17 protein-coding genes are annotated in these 23,092 nt (G+C 49.1%); 5 read left to right on the plus strand and 12 right to left on the minus strand.

Translation table 11 applies throughout. From position 1 onward, the window contains the following. Positions 1-13: 13 nt before the first annotated feature. From F7D20_RS02255 to F7D20_RS02270, 4 genes are all read right to left on the minus strand, one after another. The gene (locus F7D20_RS02255; RefSeq protein WP_158462670.1) at positions 14-1,819 is read right to left on the minus strand and encodes a chloride channel protein; all 1,806 of its coding nucleotides are present in this window, start codon (positions 1,817-1,819) and stop codon (positions 14-16) included. Positions 1,820-1,956: 137 nt separating this feature from the next. Next, positions 1,957-3,543 carry a peptide chain release factor 3 gene (locus F7D20_RS02260; RefSeq protein WP_158462671.1) on the minus strand — a complete coding sequence of 529 codons (1,587 nt, stop codon included), beginning with the start codon at positions 3,541-3,543 and terminating at the stop codon, positions 1,957-1,959. 77 nt (positions 3,544-3,620) lie between these two features. Then, positions 3,621-4,172 (minus strand): DUF4924 family protein, encoded by a 552-nt coding sequence (locus tag F7D20_RS02265; protein ID WP_022251868.1) that lies wholly within the window; start codon positions 4,170-4,172, stop codon positions 3,621-3,623. A gap of 60 nt (positions 4,173-4,232) precedes the next feature. After that, the gene (locus F7D20_RS02270; RefSeq protein WP_158462672.1) at positions 4,233-4,910 is read right to left on the minus strand and encodes a LysE family translocator; all 678 of its coding nucleotides are present in this window, start codon (positions 4,908-4,910) and stop codon (positions 4,233-4,235) included. A gap of 134 nt (positions 4,911-5,044) precedes the next feature. On the opposite strand from F7D20_RS02270, the gene F7D20_RS02275 reads away from it, so the two are divergent. Both F7D20_RS02275 and F7D20_RS02280 read left to right on the plus strand, forming a co-directional pair. Beyond that, entirely contained in the window at positions 5,045-6,025 is a 981-nt protein-coding gene (locus tag F7D20_RS02275) for an ROK family protein (RefSeq protein WP_158462673.1), read from the plus strand. A 474-nt stretch (positions 6,026-6,499) separates the two neighbouring features. Next, entirely contained in the window at positions 6,500-7,420 is a 921-nt protein-coding gene (locus F7D20_RS02280) for a hypothetical protein (protein ID WP_158462674.1), read from the plus strand. Between the two features lie 157 nt (positions 7,421-7,577). Here F7D20_RS02280 and F7D20_RS02285 read toward each other — a convergent pair whose 3' ends face one another. Then, entirely contained in the window at positions 7,578-10,589 is a 3,012-nt protein-coding gene (locus F7D20_RS02285) for a DUF4450 domain-containing protein (protein WP_158462675.1), read from the minus strand. Between the two features lie 378 nt (positions 10,590-10,967). Between F7D20_RS02285 and F7D20_RS02290 the strand changes: the two genes are divergently transcribed. From F7D20_RS02290 to F7D20_RS02300, 3 genes are all read left to right on the plus strand, one after another. Beyond that, entirely contained in the window at positions 10,968-13,547 is a 2,580-nt protein-coding gene (locus tag F7D20_RS02290; RefSeq protein ID WP_158462676.1) for a glycosyl hydrolase, read from the plus strand. A gap of 43 nt (positions 13,548-13,590) precedes the next feature. Beyond that, a complete protein-coding gene (locus F7D20_RS02295) occupies positions 13,591-14,736 on the plus strand; it encodes a glycoside hydrolase family 88/105 protein (RefSeq protein WP_158462677.1) in 1,146 nt (381 codons plus the stop codon). A 94-nt stretch (positions 14,737-14,830) separates the two neighbouring features. Further along, positions 14,831-16,153, plus strand: coding sequence for a rhamnogalacturonidase (locus F7D20_RS02300; protein WP_194253474.1), 1,323 nt, complete (start codon positions 14,831-14,833; stop codon positions 16,151-16,153). A gap of 119 nt (positions 16,154-16,272) precedes the next feature. Here F7D20_RS02300 and F7D20_RS02305 read toward each other — a convergent pair whose 3' ends face one another. The 7 genes from F7D20_RS02305 to trpD form a co-directional block, all read right to left on the minus strand. Further along, positions 16,273-16,836 carry an anthranilate synthase component II gene (locus F7D20_RS02305; protein ID WP_022251269.1) on the minus strand — a complete coding sequence of 188 codons (564 nt, stop codon included), beginning with the start codon at positions 16,834-16,836 and terminating at the stop codon, positions 16,273-16,275. A gap of 69 nt (positions 16,837-16,905) precedes the next feature. After that, positions 16,906-18,324: an anthranilate synthase component I family protein gene (locus F7D20_RS02310; RefSeq protein ID WP_158462679.1), complete on the minus strand. Its 1,419-nt coding sequence runs from the start codon at positions 18,322-18,324 to the stop codon at positions 16,906-16,908. After that, positions 18,311-19,510, minus strand: coding sequence for a tryptophan synthase subunit beta (trpB, locus tag F7D20_RS02315; RefSeq protein WP_158462680.1), 1,200 nt, complete (start codon positions 19,508-19,510; stop codon positions 18,311-18,313). Before trpB ends, F7D20_RS02310 begins: the two co-directional genes overlap by 14 nt. Before the next feature lie 100 nt (positions 19,511-19,610). Then, entirely contained in the window at positions 19,611-20,387 is a 777-nt protein-coding gene (trpA, locus tag F7D20_RS02320) for a tryptophan synthase subunit alpha (RefSeq protein ID WP_158462681.1), read from the minus strand. 51 nt (positions 20,388-20,438) lie between these two features. Next, positions 20,439-21,098, minus strand: coding sequence for a phosphoribosylanthranilate isomerase (locus tag F7D20_RS02325; RefSeq protein ID WP_158462682.1), 660 nt, complete (start codon positions 21,096-21,098; stop codon positions 20,439-20,441). Between the two features lie 30 nt (positions 21,099-21,128). Continuing rightward, positions 21,129-21,935 (minus strand): indole-3-glycerol phosphate synthase TrpC, encoded by an 807-nt coding sequence (gene trpC, locus F7D20_RS02330; protein WP_158462683.1) that lies wholly within the window; start codon positions 21,933-21,935, stop codon positions 21,129-21,131. A gap of 49 nt (positions 21,936-21,984) precedes the next feature. Further along, positions 21,985-22,989, minus strand: coding sequence for an anthranilate phosphoribosyltransferase (trpD, locus tag F7D20_RS02335; RefSeq protein ID WP_194253473.1), 1,005 nt, complete (start codon positions 22,987-22,989; stop codon positions 21,985-21,987). Positions 22,990-23,092: the final 103 nt, after the last annotated feature.

Genomic DNA, 23,092 nt, shown 5'->3' on the forward strand with positions numbered 1-23,092 from the left:
AGTTGGGTTAAAGTTATTCTGCCGACATATCGGCCACAATCTTGCGATACACCGAGTACACCTTGGTACGGCTGATGTAGCCTACGAGCACGCCGGAGGTGTCGACCACAGGCAGCTGGGCCGCATCGGTCTGGTCAAACTTCTTCATCACCTCGTCCATCGGCTCGTGGTCGGAAAGTACAGCCGATGGCTGCAACATGAGCTGTCGCACGGTGAAACGGTTGTAAAGCTCTGACCTGAAGATGATGTGACGGATGCGGGTGATATCTATCACGCCCAGAAGTACGCCTCCCTTGTCGACCACTGGCAGGAAGTTGTTGTTGCTGCGGCTTATCTCAGCCACGAGTTTGCCCATAGGCAGATCGGCATGAATGGGATGATAGTCTTTCTCGATGACGCTCTGCATGCTCATCAGCGTGAGGGCCGCACGGTCGATGTGATGAGTGAGCAGTTTGCCCTCTCTTGCCAGTCGCAGGGCGTAGATGCTGTGGCTCTCGAAGATGCTGATGGTGAGGTATGACGAGATGCAGACGATCATGAGCGGCATGAAGAGCTGATAGCCTCCCGTGAGTTCGGCGATGAGGAAGATGCCCGTAAGCGGTGCATGCATCACACCCGTCATCACGCCTGCCATGCCCATGAGCGTGAAGTTCTGCTCGGGCACATAGACACCTATCTCGTTGGCATTCCAGAAGCGGGAGAAGAAGAAACCCGCAAAACCGCCGATAAAGAGCGAAGGTGCGAAGGTTCCACCACAACCGCCACTGCCATTGGTTGCCGATGTAGCAAACACCTTGGTGAGGGTGACGAGTCCGATATAGACGAGCAGCAGATGGCTGTTGCCATAGAAGAGCGAGTTGCTCATCACCTGCCCCCACTCTGCCTCTGTCCTGCCCTTGAGCAGGATGTTGACAGCCGAGTAGCCCTCGCCATAGAGCGAAGGAAACAGGAAGATAAGGCTGCTCAGGATGAGTCCGCCCAAGAGGAGTTTGGCATAAGGATGCTTGCCCAGACGGGCGAACATGCCCTCGCAAGCCGACATGGTGCGCATGAAGTAAAGGCTGACAAAGCCGCAGAAGATGCCCAACAGGATACATACCGGCGCACGGTCGAGCACCCAGGGCGAGGTGAGCGTGAAGTCGAAGAGCGACTTAGAGCCCATCAGAATATAGGTGAAACAGGTAGCTGTGACACACGAGATGAGGATGGGCAGAAGCGAAGCCATCGACAGGTCGACCATCAGCACCTCGAGCGTGAAGACCAGTCCGGCTATAGGTGCCTTGAAGATTCCGGCAATGGCAGCACTGGCTCCGCAGCCCACCAGCAGGATCATCGTCTTCTTGTCCATGCGGAAGATCTGTCCCAGATTGGAGCCGATGGCCGAACCGGTAAGCACAATAGGCGCCTCGGCTCCCACAGAACCGCCGAAGCCAATGGTGATGCCAGAAGCCACCACCGACGACCAGCAGTTGTGGCCGCGCAGCTTGGAGTTCTTGGTAGAGATGGCGTAGAGCACGCGGGTAATACCATGCGAGATATTGTCGCGCACCACATACTTGATAAAGAGCGACGTGAGGTAAATGCCCACGATTGGGAAGAGCAGGAAGAGCAGGTTGTACGTGTTCTTGACAAATCCCGATGTGAGCAGAATCTGTATCTCGTGCACGATTCCATGCAGGAAATAGCCTGCCACCGAGGCGAGCACCCCGATGACAAAGGCGAGGATGAGTGTCATCTGGCGGTCGGAAATATGTTCCTTCTGCCAGGCCACCATCTTGTCGACCCAACTTTTCCTTGCTTCTAAAATATCGTCATCCATTAATATATATATTATCCTTTATTATTTTATCTTGGCACAGATTAGGCGGATTACACGGATTTTATCTTCTGACTGCCACAACGCTTTCACCAAGGAATATGGCATCAGCCTCTGTGTTGTCCGCGCCTCATCATTCCTTAAAACTCCGAAGTGAAATGGAACCTGATATGTTCGAAGTCCTGCTGTGCCATGCTGAGCACATAGCCCGAGTCGGCGAGGAACACGTCTCTGCCCTCTATGTCCTTGGCCATGTACTGATACTTGCGCTTCTTGAAGTTCTCCAGCTCCTGCTCATCGTCGGCCTCTATCCAGCAAGCCTTGTGCAGGTGGACAGGTTCCCAGCGACACTTGGCGTTGTACTCGTTCTCCAAACGATACTGGATGACCTCGAACTGCAACTGTCCTACGGTTCCCACGATGCGGCGGCCGTTGAACTGGTTGACAAACAGCTGTGCCACACCCTCGTTCATCAACTGCTCCAATCCCTTTTGGAACTGCTTGCTCTTCATTGGGTCGTCGTTCTCGATATACTTGAAGAGCAGAGGCGAGAACGAAGGCAAACCACGGAAGTGCAGCTGCTCGCCCTCGGTGAGCGTGTCGCCAATCTTGAAGATGCCGTTGTCGGGCAGACCTACGATATCGCCTGGATAAGCCTCATCGATGGTGCTCTTGCGCTGCGCCATGAACTGCGTGGGCGAAGAGAAACGGACGGTCTTGCCCAATCGTACGTGCAGGTAAGGCTGATTGCGCACAAACTTGCCCGAGCAAATCTTGCAGAAGGCAATACATGAACGGTGGTTGGGGTCGATGTTGGCGGTTATCTTGAAGATGAAGCCTGTAAACTTGTTCTCCTCAGGCTCCACAAGTCGCTCCTCGGCCTGTGTGGGCTTGGGCGACGGTGCTATCTTGACAAAGCAGTCGAGAAGTTCCTGCACACCGAAGTTGTTGAGCGCAGAACCGAAGAACACCGGTGCCACCTCAGCAGAGCGATAAGTCTCCACATCGAAGGCTGGATAAACGCCGTCGACCAGCTCCAGGTCCTCACGCAACTGGGCAGCCTCACGCTCACCCACATGCTGATCGAGCGCCTCGGAGTTGACGTCCACCTCCACCTTCTCGGTCACACGCTGCTTGTTGGGAGTGAAGAGGTTGAGCTGCTGCTCATAGATGTTGTACACACCCTTGAATCGGGCACCCTGTCCGATAGGCCAGCTCAGGGGGCGAACCTTGATCTTGAGTTCTTCCTCCAGTTCGTCGAGCACATCGAAGGCATCGCGGCCCTCACGGTCCATCTTGTTGATAAAGATGATAACAGGCGTATTGCGCATGCGGCACACTTCCATCAGCTTGCGGGTCTGTGCCTCCACACCCTTGGCAGAGTCGACCACGATGATGGCAGAGTCAACGGCTGTCAGTGTGCGGTAAGTATCCTCGGCAAAGTCTTGGTGACCGGGAGTATCGAGGATGTTCACCTTGTAGGGATCGCCATGCTCGCCATCGGGCAAGTAGTCGAACTCCATCACCGACGTGGAAACAGAAATACCACGCTGTTTCTCTATATCCATCCAGTCGGAAGTGGCTGTCTTGCGTATCTTATTGTTCTTTACGGCACCTGCCACCTGTATCTGTCCACCAAAGAGAAGGAACTTCTCGGTCAGTGTGGTCTTACCTGCATCAGGGTGAGATATAATGGCAAACGTTCTTCTTCTTTCAATCTCTTTCATCTCGTTGTATATATATTTTGAACTTTTCTCAAGTTCTGTATATTATATTAAAATATGTATATCCTAAAAATTAAACACTACATGTCGTCGTCAAACTTCAAGCCCTCTGTACGGTCCTTGAGGTAATAATCGCTCAGCATGCCCACGAAGGTGCTGATCTCGGTCACGGCACGGGCTGTCTCGGGCGTTATCTCCTTCTTCTGCAGGCGGAGCATCATCACGCCATAGAGTGCGTCTAAGCAGGTTTCTATCTCGTTCACATCCTTGTCGCCCTTGTTGCGCAGCTCTACGATGTAGGGCAACACCTTGTAGTATTCGGCATTATAGATGGGGAACTTGCTGCTCTGCAGCAGCATTCCGTGCAAGTCGATGACGTCCTTGAGCAACACGCGGTTGATATCGAGATGTCCATACTCGCGCTTTCCTTCCTCGTTCATCATGCGGATGAGGTTGCCAAACCAGTCCAGCTCCTCGGCTTTCTGCTCGTCGGTATAGTCGAAACGGTCGATATACTGCTTGCGGATAACGGGCAGCGAACAGCCATAGGCACGGATAATGTCCTCCACCTGCCACATATACAACAGGTATTCGGCGATACTTTTCTTTCTTAACTCTTGTGCTACAAACATATATTTTGTGAAAATAATATTCTCATGTAATCTTTCCGGGCACACGCCCCGTAGGACAGCCTAAAACTCGGGCAGATGATACAGGTTGAACACCGTGCCTATCAGCGCTATCAGCGAGAAGATGATCACCACACTGCCTATCACCTTATTAATAATAAGAATGCCGTTGGTATCAAACTTGCCGCGTATCTTGTCGATGAGCCAGGTAAGACCAAACCACCACAGCAAGGCGCCAAACACGATGCTGAGATAGCCCACGCCCATCTCGATAGGCATGTCGGGAACCACAAAGGCAAACTGCGCGTAAGTGGCCATGAAGAGGAACACGATGAGCGGATTGGAGAGTGTGACGAGGAAGGCCGTCAGTCCGTTGTGGAACAAGGTGCCCTGCTTGTTGCTGCTCTTGTGCATGTTCTTCATCGGGTTGCTCTTGAAGCAATATATTCCGAAGACAAGCAGTAGCAGGCTGCCCGAAATCTGAAGATAGAACTTGTTCTGGGCATTGTTGACAAAATCCATCACAAAGCTCATACCCAAACCCGTAAACATGGCATACACGATGTCGCTGCAAGCAGCGCCGATGCCTGTCACAAAACCATACCAGCGCCCCTTGTTCAACGTGCGCTGAATACACAAAATACCTACTGGACCCATGGGAGCAGAGGCAATGATACCTATGACAATACCCTTGAAAATAAAATCAAGGATGTTTATCTCTATTGGAAACAATGAATTCATACCGAGGTGCAAAGATACAATTTTTTAGTCATACAATGCAAATTTTCTGTCTAAAAGTTTGTTCGATGCATTTTTTTTCTTATCTTTGCCATCAAATTTTAAAAATTCTAACTTATTAAAAAACATAAACAATTATGACAGAAAATGCATTGAAGCCGTATGTAATCGGCTTGGACCTTGGTGGCACCAACTCTGTTTTCGGTATCGTGGACGCACGTGGTGAGATCAAGGCTACTACAGCCATCAAGACCGGTGGTTATGACAACGTGAATGATTACGTAAAGGCAGCTGTCGAAGCACTACAACCTATTATCGAAACTGTTGGTGGTATTGAGAAAATCAAGGCTATGGGTATCGGAGCACCTAATGCCAATTTCTATAAGGGTACTATCGAGTACGCTCCCAACCTGCCCTGGGCTCACACTTGTGTAGTTCCTTTGGCAGATCTCTTCAGCAAGGCTCTTGGCGGACTCCCAGTAGCGCTTACCAATGATGCCAATGCTGCAGCATTGGGCGAGATGACATACGGTGTAGCTCGTGGTATGAAGAATTTCATCGACATCACATTGGGTACAGGCGTAGGCTCTGGTATCGTTATTGATGGTAAGATGGTATATGGTAGCGATGGTTTCGCTGGCGAGTTGGGCCATGTGGTAATGGTTCGTGGCAAGGAAGGCCGTAAATGCGGCTGCGGCAGAACTGGCTGTCTTGAGGCTTACTGCTCTGCAACTGGTGTGGCTCGTACTGCACGCGAATTCCTCGAAAATAGCGATGAGCCTTCACTGCTCCGTGAGTTGAAACCTGAGGACATCACCTCTTACGAGGTAAGTATTGCTGCCGGCAAGGGCGACGCCCTGGCTAAGCGCGTGTACGACTTCACTGGCAAGATGCTGGGTGAGGCTTGCGCTGACTTCGCAGCATTCTCTTCTCCTGAGGCTTTCGTCTTCTTCGGCGGTCTTACCAAGGCTGGCGACTTGCTGATGAAACCTCTCAAGGAGTCTTACGACAACTCTGTTATGCCTACCTTCAAGGGCAAGGCTAAGTTCCTTGTGTCAACTCTCGACGGCAGCTCTGCAGCTGTTCTCGGCGCAAGCGCTGTGGGTTGGGATTTATAATTTGGCATCATCTTAACAAAAATCCTGGACTTTATTTTTGTTTATCGTTCCAGGAATATACAGAATGCCTCCGAAGTGATTTCGGGGGCATTCTCGTTTTTACCACAGATGTATTTCACGACAAACGCAGCATTGTTTTGATAGAACTTACGCATTATTTTAAAGGAAATGAAGCATTGTTTTAAAAAGAACTACTGTATTATCGTGACAGAAATCTACATTTCAAGCGCTTTTTTACATGACGAAAATCAATTTTTCCTCTTATTCCGCACTTTTTTCTCAAAACCTCACTCGTTCTTATAGTTTTTTCGTATCTTTGCACACCAAAAAACGAAAGTGCGGACAGAATTGTAAACAAGATAACAAGATAACAATATACATCAAAGTCGTCCGGCACTCTCATACGATTGTATTGAACATCAGTTTAAATCAAGAATCACATTTAATTAAGAATCACAAAAAGAAAAAGTAAAAATGAAAAAGATTTACACAGTGGCTAAATACGCCAAAAGCATCATGCTCGCAGCTGTAATGACAGCAAGCGCTTTGACTACAGTAAATGCTCAAGAAGAAAACTCTAATTCGACAGATTATTCTCCTGCATCTGAGAGTACATGGTTGAAAGGAGAACAGATTTCAGACTTGACAGAAGCCTATATCTACAATGTCGGCGCTGAAATTTTCATCAAAAATAATCGTAGCGCATCAGAGAAGGACATCAACAACGCCAACCTCTGGACTATCACTAACGAAAATGACACTTATAAATTTGCATGTGGAAATAAGAAACTATTTTTGAACTATGACGTTGTAGCATGGTTTTGCGACATCAGCGATTTAACATATACTTATTTTACCTTGGTAAATGCAACTACAGAAGACAAAGGCTATGCGTATAAACTCAAAAACACAAAAAAAGTTTGGTCCAAGTATCAAACTCGCTACTTTTCTGTAGAAGGAACATCTTACGTAGGAGCAGAGAATGAGGAGAACATAAACAACAACTGGCTTTTCATCTCTGAAGCTCAGAAAAATGCTTATCTCGACTACAAGGCAAAATACAATGAAGCTAAAAATTATGCCAGCAACGAAAAAGTGGAAGCAAACGTGACTTTACTTGCCAAGCTGAAAGAAATTCTTTCTGACAAAGCTAAGGCAACCTATGCATCTTACGAAGGCGAGAATGGAGACCAAATGGTTCTTAGCAATATCATCGAGGAAATCAAGACTTACCTCAACAGCACTCCAACAGGTATCGACAAAATCAATGCCAACTCATCAGCCAAAACTGAAGCTATTTTCAGCGTAAACGGTGTTCGCAACGCCCAGCTCAACAAGGGACTCAACATCGTGAAGATGAGCGACGGTTCTATCAAGAAGATCATGGTTAAGTAATCTTCTACTACAATACTACATACAAAAACGAAAGGCTGTGTCAAAGGGATTCTTCCCAAAGACACAGCCTTTTTTGATTGAATACTTAGCCATAAAGCATATGACTTTAACTTCTATAACTTCTTTAACTTAACTCCCCCATTTGCGAAAGCTGTTTTTACTTCTGCAGTGTAACTCCCATCAGTCCTACAACCACCTCGTTGCTCAAAGCGCGGAGAGTCAGCGAACGGAGTTTCTTCTTGGCGTTGAGAGGCATGTCGAGCATCGTGGCAGCGCCACCAGGCAGGGCACACATCGCCAGCTTCATATCGGGAAGATCGCCGGCAGTGGCTGCCTCCTGATAGTGGGAGTCGCGGAAAAGATGACGGCTTACAATACCTGTATTCAGACCTATGCGGTAAGGACGAACGGCAGGCATGGCAAAAGTCACAGCGTTCTCCACGAAGTCTTGCTCGATAGGACACCAGTTGACGGGTGGAACAAGCATCAGCTCGTCTGTCGTGCCGTCAGTATATTCCACTCTCACCACGGCATTCTCTATGGCAAACTGCATAGGGTTGGTAGAGCCTGCCATCAGCAGATAGGCATGCGAAGCCTTGCCCGACAAAGGAATGGTGATGCTGTCGGGATAATTGTCCCACAAACTGGTGTAGGCTATATTCTTACCCTCAGCAGGTGTGCGGAACGACAAGCCCGGCAAGGTCTCCAAAGTTCCGTTCTTCACCATGCTGCGCAACTTGGAGTCGTCTATCTTGGCGAGTTTCTTCGTTGAGCACCAGTCGCCCATTCCCTGCGTAGGCACACAGAGTGTGGTGTAGGGCGAACGTGGCGTGAGGTATTGGTTCTTGAAGATGTCGCTCACTTCCGAATTGAAGGCAGCATCCATGTTCACCATTCTTCGCTTTCCGTCGTTCAGCTGGTCGAAGTCATTGCCCACACCTGTCATCGTTCCCCATCGGTCGGCAGTCTGTTCTGCCACGGCATCTGCCAAGGTGTAAGTTCTCTTTGCCTCAGCCTCATCGTCGTCAACAGGCTTGATGGTTGCCAGCTCCACGTGCTGACGCTTGTCGGCTGTCAGCTCGGTGTCTGTATATTTTCCTCCACCCATATTCTGACGTATCACAATCTGCAGCGGACGGGCAAAGTTCTGCTCGATATCGAAGACATCCTTGCCGCCCACTCTCCTGAACGAGTAGTCCAAATAAGGCGTATGCACCGATGCGCTGTCCCATGCTGCAGGGAAACCAGGACGGATGATGCACTTGCCCTCTAAGGCATTGGGCGTGATGCCATAAAGGCCTTCGATAAACGCACGCGACGAGATGCCCGTCACATCAGAGAAGTCGCGATAGCCCTCGCCTGTGGCACGGTCCATCGTCGACAACTGTCCGAAGTTGCCCGGACTGCTGCCGAGATACATGAAGTCGAGGACATTGGCTTTCAGCAGTCGGTAAGCCTCCTCTACTCTTCCTGCCTGATAATAAGCCAGCACAGTATGCATCACCTCTGCCATTGCCACATTGTTGATGCTCCATTCGTAAGGCGACCAGTCGGATGTGCTCACCGTCTGATATTCCTGTCCATTATATATATAAGGTACGCGCGGGATGTGTCTGTCCACATACTTCGTTGCCTGATAGTTCTGCTCGCCAGTTCCTGCGCCACAGTCTATCGGTGTATAGATGCTCCACAGCGCTGCGTCCTTATGCACTCGCTTCAGTCCCATGAAGTCCTGATATTCAGCCCAGTGGCCGAAATCTTTCAACCACAGTCGGCTGTTCATGGCTTCCAGTATCTTGTCGGATTCCTCACGATAAGGTGCCGGATTCTCGCCTATCATCTCAGCCATGCGGGCTGCCAGGAGGTTGGCACGGTAGTTATAGGCCGACGAATGGGTTACGCCACCGCTGTTGTATTGCAGCGCATCGCTGGCCCAGATACAGCAATAGGCATCGTAGAGTCCGTCGTTGTCGGGGTCCCAGGTATTCTTCTCCCAGGCGAGATGACTCTTGATGACAGGCCACATCTTGCGCATATAGGCTGTATCGGCGTCAAACTGGAAATGCCAGAGCAGCTCGTCGATATACACCAGGTTCATGTCGTAATGGTGGAACTGCTTGTTGTTCTCAGGATTGCGACAGATGTAGCCATTGCTGTACATCGGCGTGCCCCATTCGTAGGCGCCACGGGAGAGATTGTGCTCCTTGTCCATCACATGAGGACGGGTCACAGGAATGTCGGTCACCTGACTCTTGGCATAGGCGTCGAAATGAATGCGCTGGCGGTCGAACATGCCCAGGAAATCGCCCATATAGGCAGCACGCCAGCCTGGCAGAGGCATTCTCCAGCCTACAGCGCCATGCGTCCACACTTGCCCGTTCCAGGCTCCGTCGGCAGCCATGACCATGGTTCCGCCAACTGGATTCAGATAAGCATCGGGAGTATTGAAGATGACGGAAGAAGCCAAGTCGGAACGCCATTGCTCGGCTGCCTGATAACGCTTGCACATCTCTGAGTTCTTGCCTGTCGACAAGACGGTGTTGTCGACGGAGAAATACAGTTCGGCAGCGCCTTTCTGAGGCATAATGCCTGCAACGGTAGAGAGCATCTTGGGCTGGGCTGGCGCATCGAAGGCCTCAGGACCGTCGAACTTGCCAATGTCGCCAGCTCTCTTAAACTTGCTCACCTTGGTTTCGCATATCATGCCCACAATCTCTATCTTCGCCTTGCCAAAGTTCTCGGCAGCGAATTTCCAGACTGCACCTTCCGTCTGTGGATAAGCTAACACCGAGAGTTTCAGCACGCCGCCACCCCATCGCTTGTCCTTCATCAGATACTCACGCTTTCCTGCCTCATATCTTGCCTTGCAGTACTCTACCGAGTCGAGCTGAAAAGCCTGACCGTTGCATTTGATGAAGAAACGGATGTTGCGATGATTGTTCTTCTTAAAGACAGCGAATATAGGACGGTCGCTGGTTTCCAGTCGCCATTCGTCCACACTGCCATAGAGGGCACGTGTATAACGATTGTTGCCATTCACACAGCTAAAACCTCTGCCGTCGGGTTGGTAGTTGGCAGTGCGCTGCATCATTCCTTGCGCTGATAAGGACAACAGCCCCATCATACAAGCCGATACGACGGCGATAGTTTTCAATTTAGTTTGTTTCATGTTGGTTGATGGTTTCTTATTATTCAAGTTTTTATTTTATTCAAGTTTGTTTAAGTCTCTATTCTGTCTCAATTACGACTTTCTGTCTCGCCCAAGCCGCATGGTTTGCCTGTGTCTCGCGTACCTATTTGTATAGGCGTCCCAAGCAGGTGTGTACAAAGATAAACAAAATTTCCGATAGCACAATCATACACCCCTCGCTTTTGTACGGTTTTACATCTTTATGGACGATTTCTTATGCTTTATTGAACAATTATACCTATCTTTGCAGAAGATAAGCTGCATCTCAGCATAATATTCAAGCAAGCTTGATATTCTGCATTCGATTTGCATTATCTTTGCAAAAGAAATAAAAACTTAAAGGCTATTATAATCGATATGATCAGACAACAACGCAAAAGACTTATTGCAACATGCCTCACCAGCGCGCTGCTCACAGCAGTCAGCGCACAGGCTCAGTTCTTGCCTTCCCCCACACAGGAAGCCAAACCTGGTATAAGATGGTGGTGGATGGGATCGGCCGTCGACAAGGAGAACTTGGGATGGAATCTCGACCAATATGCCAAGGCTGGCATAGGCGCAGTGGAGATAACTCCACTCTATGGCGTACAGGGAAACGACAAGAACGACATACCTTACCTCTCGCCACGATGGATGGAGATGCTCAGATTCGTGGAAAAGAAAGACAAGAAATTGGGCATTGAGACCGATATGGCAACTGGAACAGGATGGCCTTTCGGCGGACCTTGGGTTCCACTGAGCGAGGCTGCCTGCAAGGCTGTATTCGTCGACACCATTGTAGATGTCAAGAAGAAACTCATGGACATCAACTTCACCCTGCCCGAGAAAGAGCGCAACTTCGCCAAGCTGAAAGTCATCAAGGCTTATCCTGTGGCAGGAGCCACCAAGAAGAAACGCGTCATCGCTCTCTACGAGAGCCGCACCCGACAGATGGTGAAGCGCGCTGCGCCTGGAGGCGAAGGCTACGTCATCGACCACTTCGACTCTACTGCCGTAGCCCATTATCTGGCACATATCGACAGCGCCTTCACGGCTTCGGGAACACCTTTTCCACATACTTTCTTCAACGACAGCTACGAGGTGTATGGCGCCAACTGGACTCCTACCCTGCTGACTGAGTTTGAAAATATGCACGGCTACAAGTTGCAGGACAAGTTCCCCGAGTTTCTGGATGGCGACGCTATCGTTGTGAGCGATTATCGCGAGACCTTGGGAGAGATGCTGCTGCACAATTTCACCGAACAATGGACAGCATGGGCGCACAAGCACGGAGCCATCACACGCAACCAGGCACATGGCTCACCTGCCAACCTCATTGACTGCTATGCTGCTGTCGACATTCCTGAGATAGAAGGCTTCGGACTGACCGACTTCGGCATCAAGGGCCTGCGAAAGGATCCGGGAAAGACACGTCCCAACTTCAGCGACCTGAGCATGCTGAAATATGCTCCTTCGGCCGCCCACATCACGGGCAAGAAATATACATCAAGCGAGACTTTCACCTGGCTCACCGAACATTTCCGCACGTCGCTGAGTCAGATGAAACCCGACATGGACCTGATGTTCTGTGCCGGTGTGAACCACATGTTCTTCCACGGCACAGCCTATTCGCCCAAGAACGATCCATGGCCAGGATGGAAATTCTATGCCTCCATCGACATGAGCCCCACCAACAGTATCTGGCGCGACGCACCCGAACTGATGAAATACATCACCCACTGTCAGACCTATCTGCAATGGGGACAGCCCGACAACGACTTCTTGGTGTATCTGCCCGTAAGAGACATGTGGCGCACCAATACCAAGAAATGGCTCATGATGTTCGACATTCACGGCATGGCGAAGAAGGCTCCCGAGTTTATCAAGTGCATCCTCGATATCGACAAGGCCGGATTCGACTGCGACTACATCAGCGACCAATACCTGCGCACGTGTACTTATAAGAACGGAATGATAGAAACTGCTGCAGGAACATGCTATAAGGCGCTGATCATTCCCGGCAACAACATCATGCCAAGTGACGTGATAGAGCACATCTCACAGCTGAAAGCGCAGGGAGCCAAGATTATCAAGGGCGACAACACTGAGGCGATGGCAAAGGCTGCCAACCCTGAGTTGATGAGAAAACAATATGGACTGAAGCTGATACGACGCAACAACAAGTACGGCCATCACTACTTCATCGCCAACCTCACCGACCACGACATCAAGGCTCAAGTGCCTATAGCTACAGGAGAGAATGCTGCGCTGTGGTACAATCCGATGAACGGTTCTTACCATGCTGCCGTGATAAACGACCACGGAGAACTGGATATCAACCTCAAAAGTGGCGAAAGCAGAATCCTCCTCAGTGCACAGAAAGAGTCGGCACCCTGGTTGCAAGACAAGAAACTGCGCCTGGCAAAGACCGAACCTCAAACCATAGACAAGGGTGAAAGCATCGACCTCACCGCCAACACCTGGAAGCTCTCCTTCACTGAGGAAGCACCCAAGGTAGAGGAAACCTTCAGCCTGCAGGGTCTCAAGACATGGGAGAGCCTCAGCGACAAGGCCCAGGTGACGATGGGAACTGGCGTTTACGAGACAACGTTCAAGCTGTCGAAAGAGCAAGCCAAGAAACAATGGAGCATCGACTTGGGCGACGTGCGCGAAAGTGCCCGAGTCTACATCAACGGCCATTACATAGGCTGCGCCTGGGCTGTGCCTTACATTCTCCACTGCAAGGATGCACTGTCGAAGGGCAAGAACACCATCCGCATAGAAGTGACCAACCTGCCTGCCAACCGCATTGCTGCACTCGACCGCGAAGGTGTGAAATGGCGCAAGATGAAGGAAATCAACGTCGTAGACATCAATTACAAGAAAACCACCTACAACAAGTGGGAACCTGTGCCAAGCGGACTCAACAGCACCGTCAAGCTGGTGGAAGTAAAATAAACATAAACTGAATAAACAACAAAACAAATAAACAACTCAACAAATGAAAAAACTGATCTTAACATCACTCTGTGTACTCATGGGTATGAGCTTTGCCTCAGCCCAGAAAGTTCATAGAAACGTAACAAACCTGAAAAAGGAAATCATGGAGGTGGCTCATCGCACCAACAACTATTTCATGGCAAAGTACAGCGACCCTACACTCGATACCTTTGTCAAACGAGTACGTACCAGCAACCTGTGGACACGCGCCGTGTACTACGAGGGACTCATGGCACTCTACGAGATTGACCCTCAGCAGAAATATCTCGACTATACAGATTGCTGGGCTGACTATCACAAGTGGCAGGCTCGCAGCGGAGAAACCAACGACAATGCCGACAACCAATGCTGCATGCAGGTTTACATCGACCGCTACGTACAGAGCGGAGGAAAGAAAGATTTAAGTCATGTGAAGGCAAACCTCGACCATCAGATTGCATCCAACCGTGTTTCTTACTGGACATGGATCGATGCCATACAGATGGCTATGCCTATATATGCAAAATATGCAAAAGTCAGCGGCGAGAAAAAGTATCTCGACTATGCCATGAACTCCTACAAGTGGACACGCGACACACTGGCAGGCGGACTGTTCAACGAGAAGGAAGGTTTGTGGTGGAGAGACAAGGACTACGTTCCTCCCTACAAGGAGAAAGACGGCAGCAACTGTTACTGGAGCCGTGGCAATGGCTGGGTTTACGCAGCCTTGGTTCGCGTGATGGAGACATTGCCTGCCAACGACAAGAACTACCAATATCTGAAAAAAGACTTCATCAACATGAGCAAAGCTCTGCTGAAATGCCAGCGCGAGGATGGATACTGGAATGTAAGCCTCGTTTGCCCTGCCAACTATGGCGGCCCTGAAATGACGGGTACAGGTCTCTTCCTCTACGGAATGGCATGGGGCGTGAGACAGGGCATTCTGCCTGCTGCCACTTATCAGAAAGCTATGGACAAGGCATGGAAGGCGCTGGCTGCATCGGTTCATGAAGATGGTTTCATCGGTTACAACCAGGGCACTGGCAAGGACCCATCGGCTGGACAGCCTGTCACCTTTACGTCTGTTCCCGATTTCGAGGACTACGGCACAGGATGCCTCCTGTTGGGTGCTGCTGAATACTACAAACTTTTAAAGGTAAAAAAGTAAAAAGGTAAAAAAGTAAAAAGTAAAAAGGTAAAAAAGTAAAAAGGTAAAATACATGAGAGTATATCTATATGTATTGGCTTGCTTGGTGGCGCTCATGCCACTGAGCGCCAATGCTTCCAAGAAGCAGAAGAAGGCAAGGAAGGCTAAGACAGAGCTCTGGCCCGACGGCACGAAGATGGACACTTGGTTCCTGCAGGCCCAAAAAGTGAATACAGACACCTTGGGCAAACAGTATGTCATCACCGATTACGGAGTTAAGAATGACAGTACTTTGTTGCAGACCAGCGCCATACAGGGAGTCATCGACCTCGCCTCAAAGAATGGAGGAGGCGTCGTCGTCATACCGGAAGGCACTTTCCTCAGTGGCGCCCTCTTCTTCCGTCCCAAGACTCATCTGCTCCTATCCGAAGGAGGCAAGTTGAAGGCAAGCGACCGCATCGTCAACTTCCCCATACTCACGACACGAATCGAAGGCGAGACCTGCAAATACTTCTCCGCCTTCATCAATGCCGACCACTGCGATGGCTTCACCATTGCCGGAAAGGGAACCATCGACGGAAATGGCAAACATTATTGGGAAGAGTTCTGGATTCGACGTCAGTGGAACAGCCGTTGCACCAACAAGGATGCACAGCGTCCAAGACTCGTATACATCAGCAATTCCTCGAACGTGACTCTTCAGGACGTGCATTTACAGAACAGCGCTTTCTGGACCAATCACATCTATCGCTGCGACCATGTGCGGTTTCTCGACTGCTACATCTTCGCTCCTACTCAGGGATTAAGGGCTCCCAGCAGCGATGCCATTGATATAGATGTTTGTCATGATGTGCTGGTGGAAGGCTGCTACATGAGTGTCAACGATGATGCTATTGCCATCAAGGGAGGAAAAGGCACATGGGCAGACCAATCACCCGAGAACGGACCGGTATACAATGTCTTGATACAACGTTGCAACTACGGCAAGGTTCATGGATGCCTCACCTTAGGAAGCGAGAGCGTGAGCGACCGCAACATCGTGCTTCGCGACATCACCGTAAAGAATGCCAAGCGCATGTTATGGCTCAAACTGCGTCCCGACACACCGCAACATTACGAGTATGTCACAGTCGACAATATCAGCGGAACCACAGGAAGTTTCCTTACCATTCGTCCATGGACTCAGTTCTTCAAGCCTGGCGACAGAGAGGACATGCCTCTGAGCCAATGCAACAACATCACGATGAAGAACATCCACATGGACTGCGACAACTTCTTCGATGTGGGCACAAGCGACAAGTATCGCCTCTACCACTTCACCTTCGAAAACATATCCTGTACCGACAAGAAAATGGCATTTTCTGCAGATATAATAGAAAACACCATCTGCAAAAATGTCAATATCAGCAAAAAAGCAAGCATTGATTGCAATCAATAACCATTTGGAGAATTGGAGAAGGTCTTGATTAGAAAATATTTCTACTTCCGAAACTTCTTGGGCCTGATGATTGCAATCAATGGCACCTATGCGTAAAACTTCAGAATTCCACTAAGCATTTACATCTCCAACCAGTTCTTGACGATTGTTTTTCCCTGGGGTGTCAATACACTCTCGGGATGGAACTGGATGCCATGAATGTCGTAGTTCTTGTGGCATAATCCCATGATACAGCCATCATCGCTCACGGCTGTGACATCCAGACAATCGGGGAAACCGCTGCGGTCAACCACCCACGAGTGATAACGCCCTATCTCTATACGCTTCTCCATACCGGCAAAGATAGGGTCGTTGCCAAACTGGGTGCAAGGTGTTGCCACACCATGATAAACCTCCGACAGATTGGTGAGTTTGGCACCAAAAGCCTCGCCTATTGCCTGATGACCTAAGCATACTCCCAACATGGGCTTTCTGCCTGCATAGGTCTTGATGACATCCATCAGCAGGCCTGCCTCTGAAGGAATGCCAGGGCCAGGACTCAATATGATCTTGTCGAACCGGTCGAGTTCACGCAACTGAAACTGGTCGTTGCGGTAAACGGTTACATCGGCTCCCAATTCCTTTACCAGATGGGCAAGATTGTAGGTAAAGGAGTCATAATTATCTATGATTACTATTTTCATCTTTATAATGTTTAATGTGTAGTGTTTACTTGAAGCATTTGAATTCTTCACACTTCATTCTTCACTCTTCTATAGCTCTTCTGCAATATGAATTGCCTTGGTCAAGGCTCCCAGTTTGTTGTTGCATTCTTCCAACTCATACTGGTCGTTGCTCTTTGCCACGACGCCACTTCCTGCCTGCAACCATAGTTCACCGTTACGGCTGATAAAGGTTCTGATGACAATAGCCTGGTTCAAGTCGCCATTGAGTCCGATGAAACCGATGCAACCGCCATAGGCACCTCGGTTGTGCGGCTCCAGCTCTGAGATAATCTGCATGGCTCTCACCTTGGGCGCTCCACTCAATGTTCCTGCCGGGAAGGTATCGATAAAAGCCTTGATATGATCGGCCTGCTCATCAAGCGTGCCGCTCACTCTGCTCACCAAATGAATCACATGACTATAGAACTGCATGTCCTTATAGAAATCAACCTTTACTCCATGACAGTTGCGGCTCAAGTCGTTGCGTGCCAAGTCCACCAACATCACATGCTCGGCATTTTCCTTGGGATCGTTGCGCAGGAACTCTGCTGCCTTGCGGTCTTGCTCCATGTTGCCTGTACGCTTGGTGGTTCCTGCTATTGGGTCGATGAAAGCCTTGTCACCGACAATACGGTTGTGGGTCTCGGGCGATGAGCCGAAGATGCGGAAACCGCCAAAGTCGAAGTAGAAAAGATAAGGCGACGGATTGATGCTGCGAAGGGCTCGATAGAGTTTGAAGTCATCGCCCTCATACTTCTGCACAAACCTGCGGCTTACCACAATCTGGAACACATCGCCTCTCAGACAATGCTGTATGCATCGGCGGATATTTGCCTTATGCTCCTCATCGGTAAGGGTGGAAGTAGTCTTGCCTACAGGATGGAAATCGTAAGGCTTCACATTGGCCTTGTTGATGGCTTTCATGAGCGCATCGAGCTCTGCCTCCTCACCGAGGGTGATGAGTTGCATGGTGTTGTTGAAATGGTCGAAGACGATGATGTTCTTATACATTATATAATATATATCAGGTGCATCGTTCTTCTCCATCGTCGTATCCTTCACGGGAATGTTCTCGAAGTAGCGCACGGCATTAAAGGTAGTGAAACCATACAGCCCGCAGCAATCACTGCCCTCTCCCTCTACATGGAAAGCCTGGATAAAGTCATTGAAGGCCTTCGAGATGGCGAGTTTACATTCTTCTCCCTTGCCCTCACCGAAGGCGGGCAACTCTTTTTCCTCCACTCTTCCGTCGGGATAGGTGGCTGTCACCACTCCATGTCCTACGGCGATGCTTGCTATGGGGTGCACACCGATAAAGGAACGCGAGTTCTCTGTACCATGATAGTCGGAACTCTCCATCAACGCCGACTGTGGATAAATATCTCGTAATCGCATATAGACTCCCACCGGTGTATAGAGGTCAGCGAGAATCTTACGTGTTTGGGTCGTATAATTAAAAGTTGCCATATTCTTTTGCCATTTCTTTATGAGACAAATAAGTTTCAACATCCTTGTCACCTCGACCGCTCACTGTCAGGACAACGACATCGTCTTTCTTGAACTTCATTTTCTTCAGCGCAGCCACAGCATGAGCACTCTCTATGGCAGGGATGATTCCCTCCATTCGCGTCAACTCATAACCGGCATAGATAGCCTCGTCGTCCTTGATGGCAAGCACATGACTGCGGCCACGGGTTGCCAAGTCAGCATGCATGGGTCCGATACCAGGATAGTCGAGACCTGCGCTGATGGTAAAGGCTTCCTCTATCTGTCCGTCCTCAGTCTGCATCACGAGTGTTCTCGCTCCATGGATAATACCTTCTGTTCCGCAATGCATGGTAGCTGCTGTATAGTTGGTGTCGATTCCATGTCCTGCTGCCTCGGCAAGATAAATCTGAACGCGCTCATCATCAATATAATGATAAATGGTACCTGCCGCATTGCTGCCTCCGCCCACACAGGCGATGAGGTAATCGGGATAATCGCGACCCACCTTTTCCTGCAACTGCCATTTCAGTTCCTCGGAGATGACACTCTGCATCTTTGCCACAATGTCTGGATAAGGATGAGGACCCATGGTGCTTCCTACGATATAGAAAGTATCTTGTGGATGACAGCACCAGTCACGTATAGCCTCCGAACAGGCATCACTCAAGGTCATGTTGCCCGTGCGCACAGGATTCACCTTGGCACCCAACATCTTCATACGCTCCACATTGGTGTGCTGACGCTCCACATCTGTAGCTCCCATAAAGATTTCGCACTTCATATCCATCAAGGCACAGACGGTGGCTGTTGCCACACCGTGCTGACCGGCTCCTGTCTCTGCGATGATACGGGTCTTGCCCATCTTCTTTGCCATCAGAATCTGTCCGATGGTATTGTTGATCTTGTGTGCTCCTGTATGGTTCAGGTCCTCACGCTTCAGATAGAGCTGGCAACCATACTTCTCGCTCATGCGCTTGGCATAATAGAGAGGTGAAGGACGGCCTACATAGTCTCTGAGCAACTGATGGTATTCTTTCTTGAACTCCTCGCTCTCGATGATAGGCTTGTAGGCCTGCTGCAGTTCTGTCACACATTTATATAATATCTCTGGCACGTATGCGCCACCGAATTTTCCAAAAAATCCTTTATCGTCAACTTGATACATCGTGAGTTAAATGTTAAATGTTAAATATTAAATTAGACTTTCACCCTTGTGCCACAAACGAAACAGATGAATTCTTCACTCTTCACTCTTCGTTCTTCACTTATTTTTTCAGTGCCTCAAAGAGTTCATCGAGTGCCTTGTCTGGGTCAAGCGTTTCATTGAGCAAGGTAACAAACTTGCTTCCTATGATGGCTCCCGCTGCATTGTCCTGGGCACTGGTGAGAGTCTGCTTGTTGCTGATACCGAAACCTATCATTCGGGGATTGCGAAGCTTCATGCCGTTGATATGGTTGAAGTAAGCGAGTTTGGCATCACCGAAACTACTTTGAGCGCCAGTGATACTTGCCGAACTGACCATATAGATAAATCCGTCTGTATGCTCGTCGATAAAGCGGATTCGCTCCTCGCTGGTTTCTGGAGTTATCATCATTATGACACGAATGTCATACTTGTCGGCTATAGGTTTCACCACCTTGAGATAGTCGTCGAAAGGCAGGTCGGGAATAATGGTTCCACTCACTCCAGCCTCAATACATTCTTTGAAAAAAGCCTCGATGCCAAAGTGCATGATTGGGTTGAGATAGCCCATCAGCACAAGAGGAAGGCTTACTTCGCCCTTGATGGCTTTCAGTTGTCCGAAGAGAGTCTTCACGGTCATACCGTTCTTCAGAGCCCGCGTTCCGGCACTCTGAATGACTGGTCCGTCGGCCAAAGGGTCACTGAAAGGTATGCCCACCTCTATCATATCGATGCCATGACGTTCCATTGCCTTGATGACATCGCCCGTGCCTTCGAGAGTGGGACAACCGGCACAGAAATACAAGCTCAGCAGCTTGCGGTCTTTACGACTTTCAAATAGTTGATTTATCTTGTTCATTGTTCTTTTTACTTTTTTACTTTTTTACCTTTTTACCTTTAAAAAGCCTTTTTACTTTTTTACCTTTACAAGGAATTGCTTGAGTTTCTCTACATCTTTGAGTGCTGGCTCAATCTCGAACTTCGAGTTGAGGTCGATGCCTATGCACTTGGGATGATGAAAGTTCTTGATACGCTCTGCATCATCGGGTCCGATGCCACCACTCAGTAGGAATGGCACATCGCCATCATAAGCCTGCAGGACTTGCCAATCAAACTGCTCACCACTTCCACCCACAGTCTTGCATTTGGTGTCGAAGAGGAAGAGGTCGGCAGCTCCTACATATTCCTTATATTTTTTAATGTCTTCGGCCGAACTTACACTGATGGCCTTGATTATCTTGATTTTGGGTTTGATATCGGGGTCGATAGTGGCACGCAGGTTCTCCAATGTCTCGCGTGGTTCGTTGCCGTGCAACTGAATATAGTCGAGTTTGTAATTATAGACTCTTGTCACTATATTCTGAGGCATATCGTCTACAAAGACACCTACCCTGAGTGGTGTCTTTCCCATGTCGGGTGCATAGTCGGGAATAATGCCAGCCCCACTGCTGAACTGCTGCACATATCGGGGTGACGGAGGATAGAAAATCAGTCCTATCATGTCGACTCCTAATGCAGAAATGTCGCGAATGTTGTCGGCATCGCGCATGCCACATACCTTTATAATCATGATTCTTTAAAGACGGTTCTACTTTTAAAATTACAAATTGGCAATAAACTCATTCAGGGCTATGCCCGGGTCGGCTTGTTTCATAAACTGTTCTCCCATCAGGAAGCCTCGGAAACCGCCTTCCTCACGAAGCCTTCTCACGACTTCGGGATTAGAGATACCGCTTTCGCTCACTCTGCATACATCCTTGGGCAACTGCTCTGCCAGACGGAAACTGTTCTCCACATTCGTAACGAAAGTTCCAAGGTTGCGGTTGTTGATGCCATACATATCGGGCTCCAACTCAGCATATTCGAAGTCCTGGTCGTTATGCATCTCCAACAAGACTTCCAGTCCCAACTGATGCGCCATATTCAGAAGATCTTTACATTCCTGCTTTGTCAGACAGGCAGCAATCAGAAGCACAGCCGAGGCGCCACAATAGCGGGCTTGCAAAAGCTGATATTCCTCTACGACGAAGTTCTTATATAATATAGGTAAGGTAACACCCACATGGCGCGCCTCCTGTATATACTCGTCGTAGCCTCCGAAATAGTCAATATCGGTAAGAATACTCAATGCCGAAGCTCCATTCTGCTGATAGGCCAAAGGAATAACGCTCGCCTTGCCTTCTTCCTTGATCCATCCCTTGCTGGGCGACTTGCGCTTGAACTCGGCTATAATACCTGTGGATGATGACATCAAGGCGTCACGCATGCTGCCTCCGGGAGTAAGTCCCTCGTCAGCCTTTATCTTCCTGTCGGTCAGCGTTATCATCTGGCGCGGAGAGATGAAGCGCTTGCGCTGTTCTATCTCGATTCGTTTATGAGCTACGATTTCTTCTAATATATCAGCCATGTTCTACCTTTTTACTTTTTTACCTTTTTACTTTTTTACCTTTTTACCTTTAACTATTCAGTTCCACGAATTTCTTGAAGGTGGCAAGTGCCTTGCCCGAGTCTATACTCTCGCGTGCTATTTCCACACACTCCTCTATGCTCTTCTTGCCCTTCTCCATCACCTGGATACCGAAGGCTGCATTTGCCAAAACGATATTCTTCTGGGCAGGAAGTGCTCGGTTTTCAAGTACGGCATCAAAGATGTCCTTTGCCTCCTCTTCGGTAGCTCCACCTCTAACCTCTTCCGGTTTGGCTGTCTCGAAACCTAAGTCTTGAGGTTTGAAGATGCGCTCATAGTCGTTGGTTGTTACCTTGAAGTCACTGGTCAGCGAAATCTCATCATATCCATCAATACTGTTGACGATGCCATAGTCGATGCCAATTTTCTGATATACCTGGTTATAGAGGCGCATCTGGTCGAGATTGGCAACTCCGAGCAACTGGCACGAAGGCTGGCTGGGGTTGACCAAAGGACCTAAGAGATTGAAGACGGTAGGAAACTGCAAGGCCTTGCGGATAGGTCCGACAAACTTCATCGCCTTGGCAAACAACTGTGCATGAAGGTACACGATACCAGCCTCATTGATGGAGCGGTTGAGTTTGTCGAGATCATCGGTGAAATGTACTCCATGATTCTGAATCACATTGGAAGCTCCACTTACCGATGTGGCAGCATAGTTTCCATGCTTTGCCACCTTATATCCGGCTCCTGCTATGACGAAGCACGAGGTGGTAGAGATATTGAATGTATTCTTACGGTCGCCTCCCGTTCCTACTACGTCTATATATCTGTCGCAGTCGAGGATGGCAGGAACTCCTGTCGCCAGGATTCCGTCACGAAAGCCCAACAACTCGTCCACGGTCACACCACGCATCTGCAAGCCTGTAAGCAAGGCTGTGATCTGTTCTTCGGGGAACTCACTCTTTGTGATGCCAACGATGATGTTCTTGGTTTCCTCTCGGGAAAGTTCCTCATGATTCAACATTCTGTTCAAAATGTCCTTCATTTCCATAAGTTTTGTCTCCTATATTTTTTGTTGTTATCTTCATTCAAACCCTCCATTTACCTGTAACAGACCTTAAAGAAAAAAGACCTGTCGCAAGTTACGGCAGGCC

Origin of the sequence: Segatella copri (assembly GCF_009495355.1) — a bacterium.
Lineage (GTDB): Bacteria > Bacteroidota > Bacteroidia > Bacteroidales > Bacteroidaceae > Prevotella.

What these genes read in the sequence shown, in the direction of transcription:
- F7D20_RS02255 (WP_158462670.1), bottom strand. Translation starts at nt 1,819, where the DNA reads ATGGATGACGATATTTTAGAAGCAAGGAAAAGTTGGGTCGACAAGATG.
- F7D20_RS02260 (WP_158462671.1), bottom strand. Translation starts at nt 3,543, where the DNA reads ATGAAAGAGATTGAAAGAAGAAGAACGTTTGCCATTATATCTCACCCT.
- F7D20_RS02275 (WP_158462673.1), top strand. Translation starts at nt 5,045, where the DNA reads ATGACAGAAAATGCATTGAAGCCGTATGTAATCGGCTTGGACCTTGGT.
- F7D20_RS02280 (WP_158462674.1), top strand. Translation starts at nt 6,500, where the DNA reads ATGAAAAAGATTTACACAGTGGCTAAATACGCCAAAAGCATCATGCTC.
- F7D20_RS02305 (WP_022251269.1), bottom strand. Translation starts at nt 16,836, where the DNA reads ATGAAAATAGTAATCATAGATAATTATGACTCCTTTACCTACAATCTT.
- trpA (WP_158462681.1), bottom strand. Translation starts at nt 20,387, where the DNA reads ATGAACAAGATAAATCAACTATTTGAAAGTCGTAAAGACCGCAAGCTG.
- F7D20_RS02325 (WP_158462682.1), bottom strand. Translation starts at nt 21,098, where the DNA reads ATGATTATAAAGGTATGTGGCATGCGCGATGCCGACAACATTCGCGAC.
- F7D20_RS02265 (WP_022251868.1), bottom strand. Translation starts at nt 4,172, where the DNA reads ATGTTTGTAGCACAAGAGTTAAGAAAGAAAAGTATCGCCGAATACCTG.
- F7D20_RS02295 (WP_158462677.1), top strand. Translation starts at nt 13,591, where the DNA reads ATGAAAAAACTGATCTTAACATCACTCTGTGTACTCATGGGTATGAGC.
- trpB (WP_158462680.1), bottom strand. Translation starts at nt 19,510, where the DNA reads ATGTATCAAGTTGACGATAAAGGATTTTTTGGAAAATTCGGTGGCGCA.
- F7D20_RS02310 (WP_158462679.1), bottom strand. Translation starts at nt 18,324, where the DNA reads ATGGCAACTTTTAATTATACGACCCAAACACGTAAGATTCTCGCTGAC.
- F7D20_RS02290 (WP_158462676.1), top strand. Translation starts at nt 10,968, where the DNA reads ATGATCAGACAACAACGCAAAAGACTTATTGCAACATGCCTCACCAGC.
- F7D20_RS02300 (WP_194253474.1), top strand. Translation starts at nt 14,831, where the DNA reads ATGCCACTGAGCGCCAATGCTTCCAAGAAGCAGAAGAAGGCAAGGAAG.
- F7D20_RS02285 (WP_158462675.1), bottom strand. Translation starts at nt 10,589, where the DNA reads ATGAAACAAACTAAATTGAAAACTATCGCCGTCGTATCGGCTTGTATG.
- trpC (WP_158462683.1), bottom strand. Translation starts at nt 21,935, where the DNA reads ATGGCTGATATATTAGAAGAAATCGTAGCTCATAAACGAATCGAGATA.
- trpD (WP_194253473.1), bottom strand. Translation starts at nt 22,989, where the DNA reads ATGGAAATGAAGGACATTTTGAACAGAATGTTGAATCATGAGGAACTT.
- F7D20_RS02270 (WP_158462672.1), bottom strand. Translation starts at nt 4,910, where the DNA reads ATGAATTCATTGTTTCCAATAGAGATAAACATCCTTGATTTTATTTTC.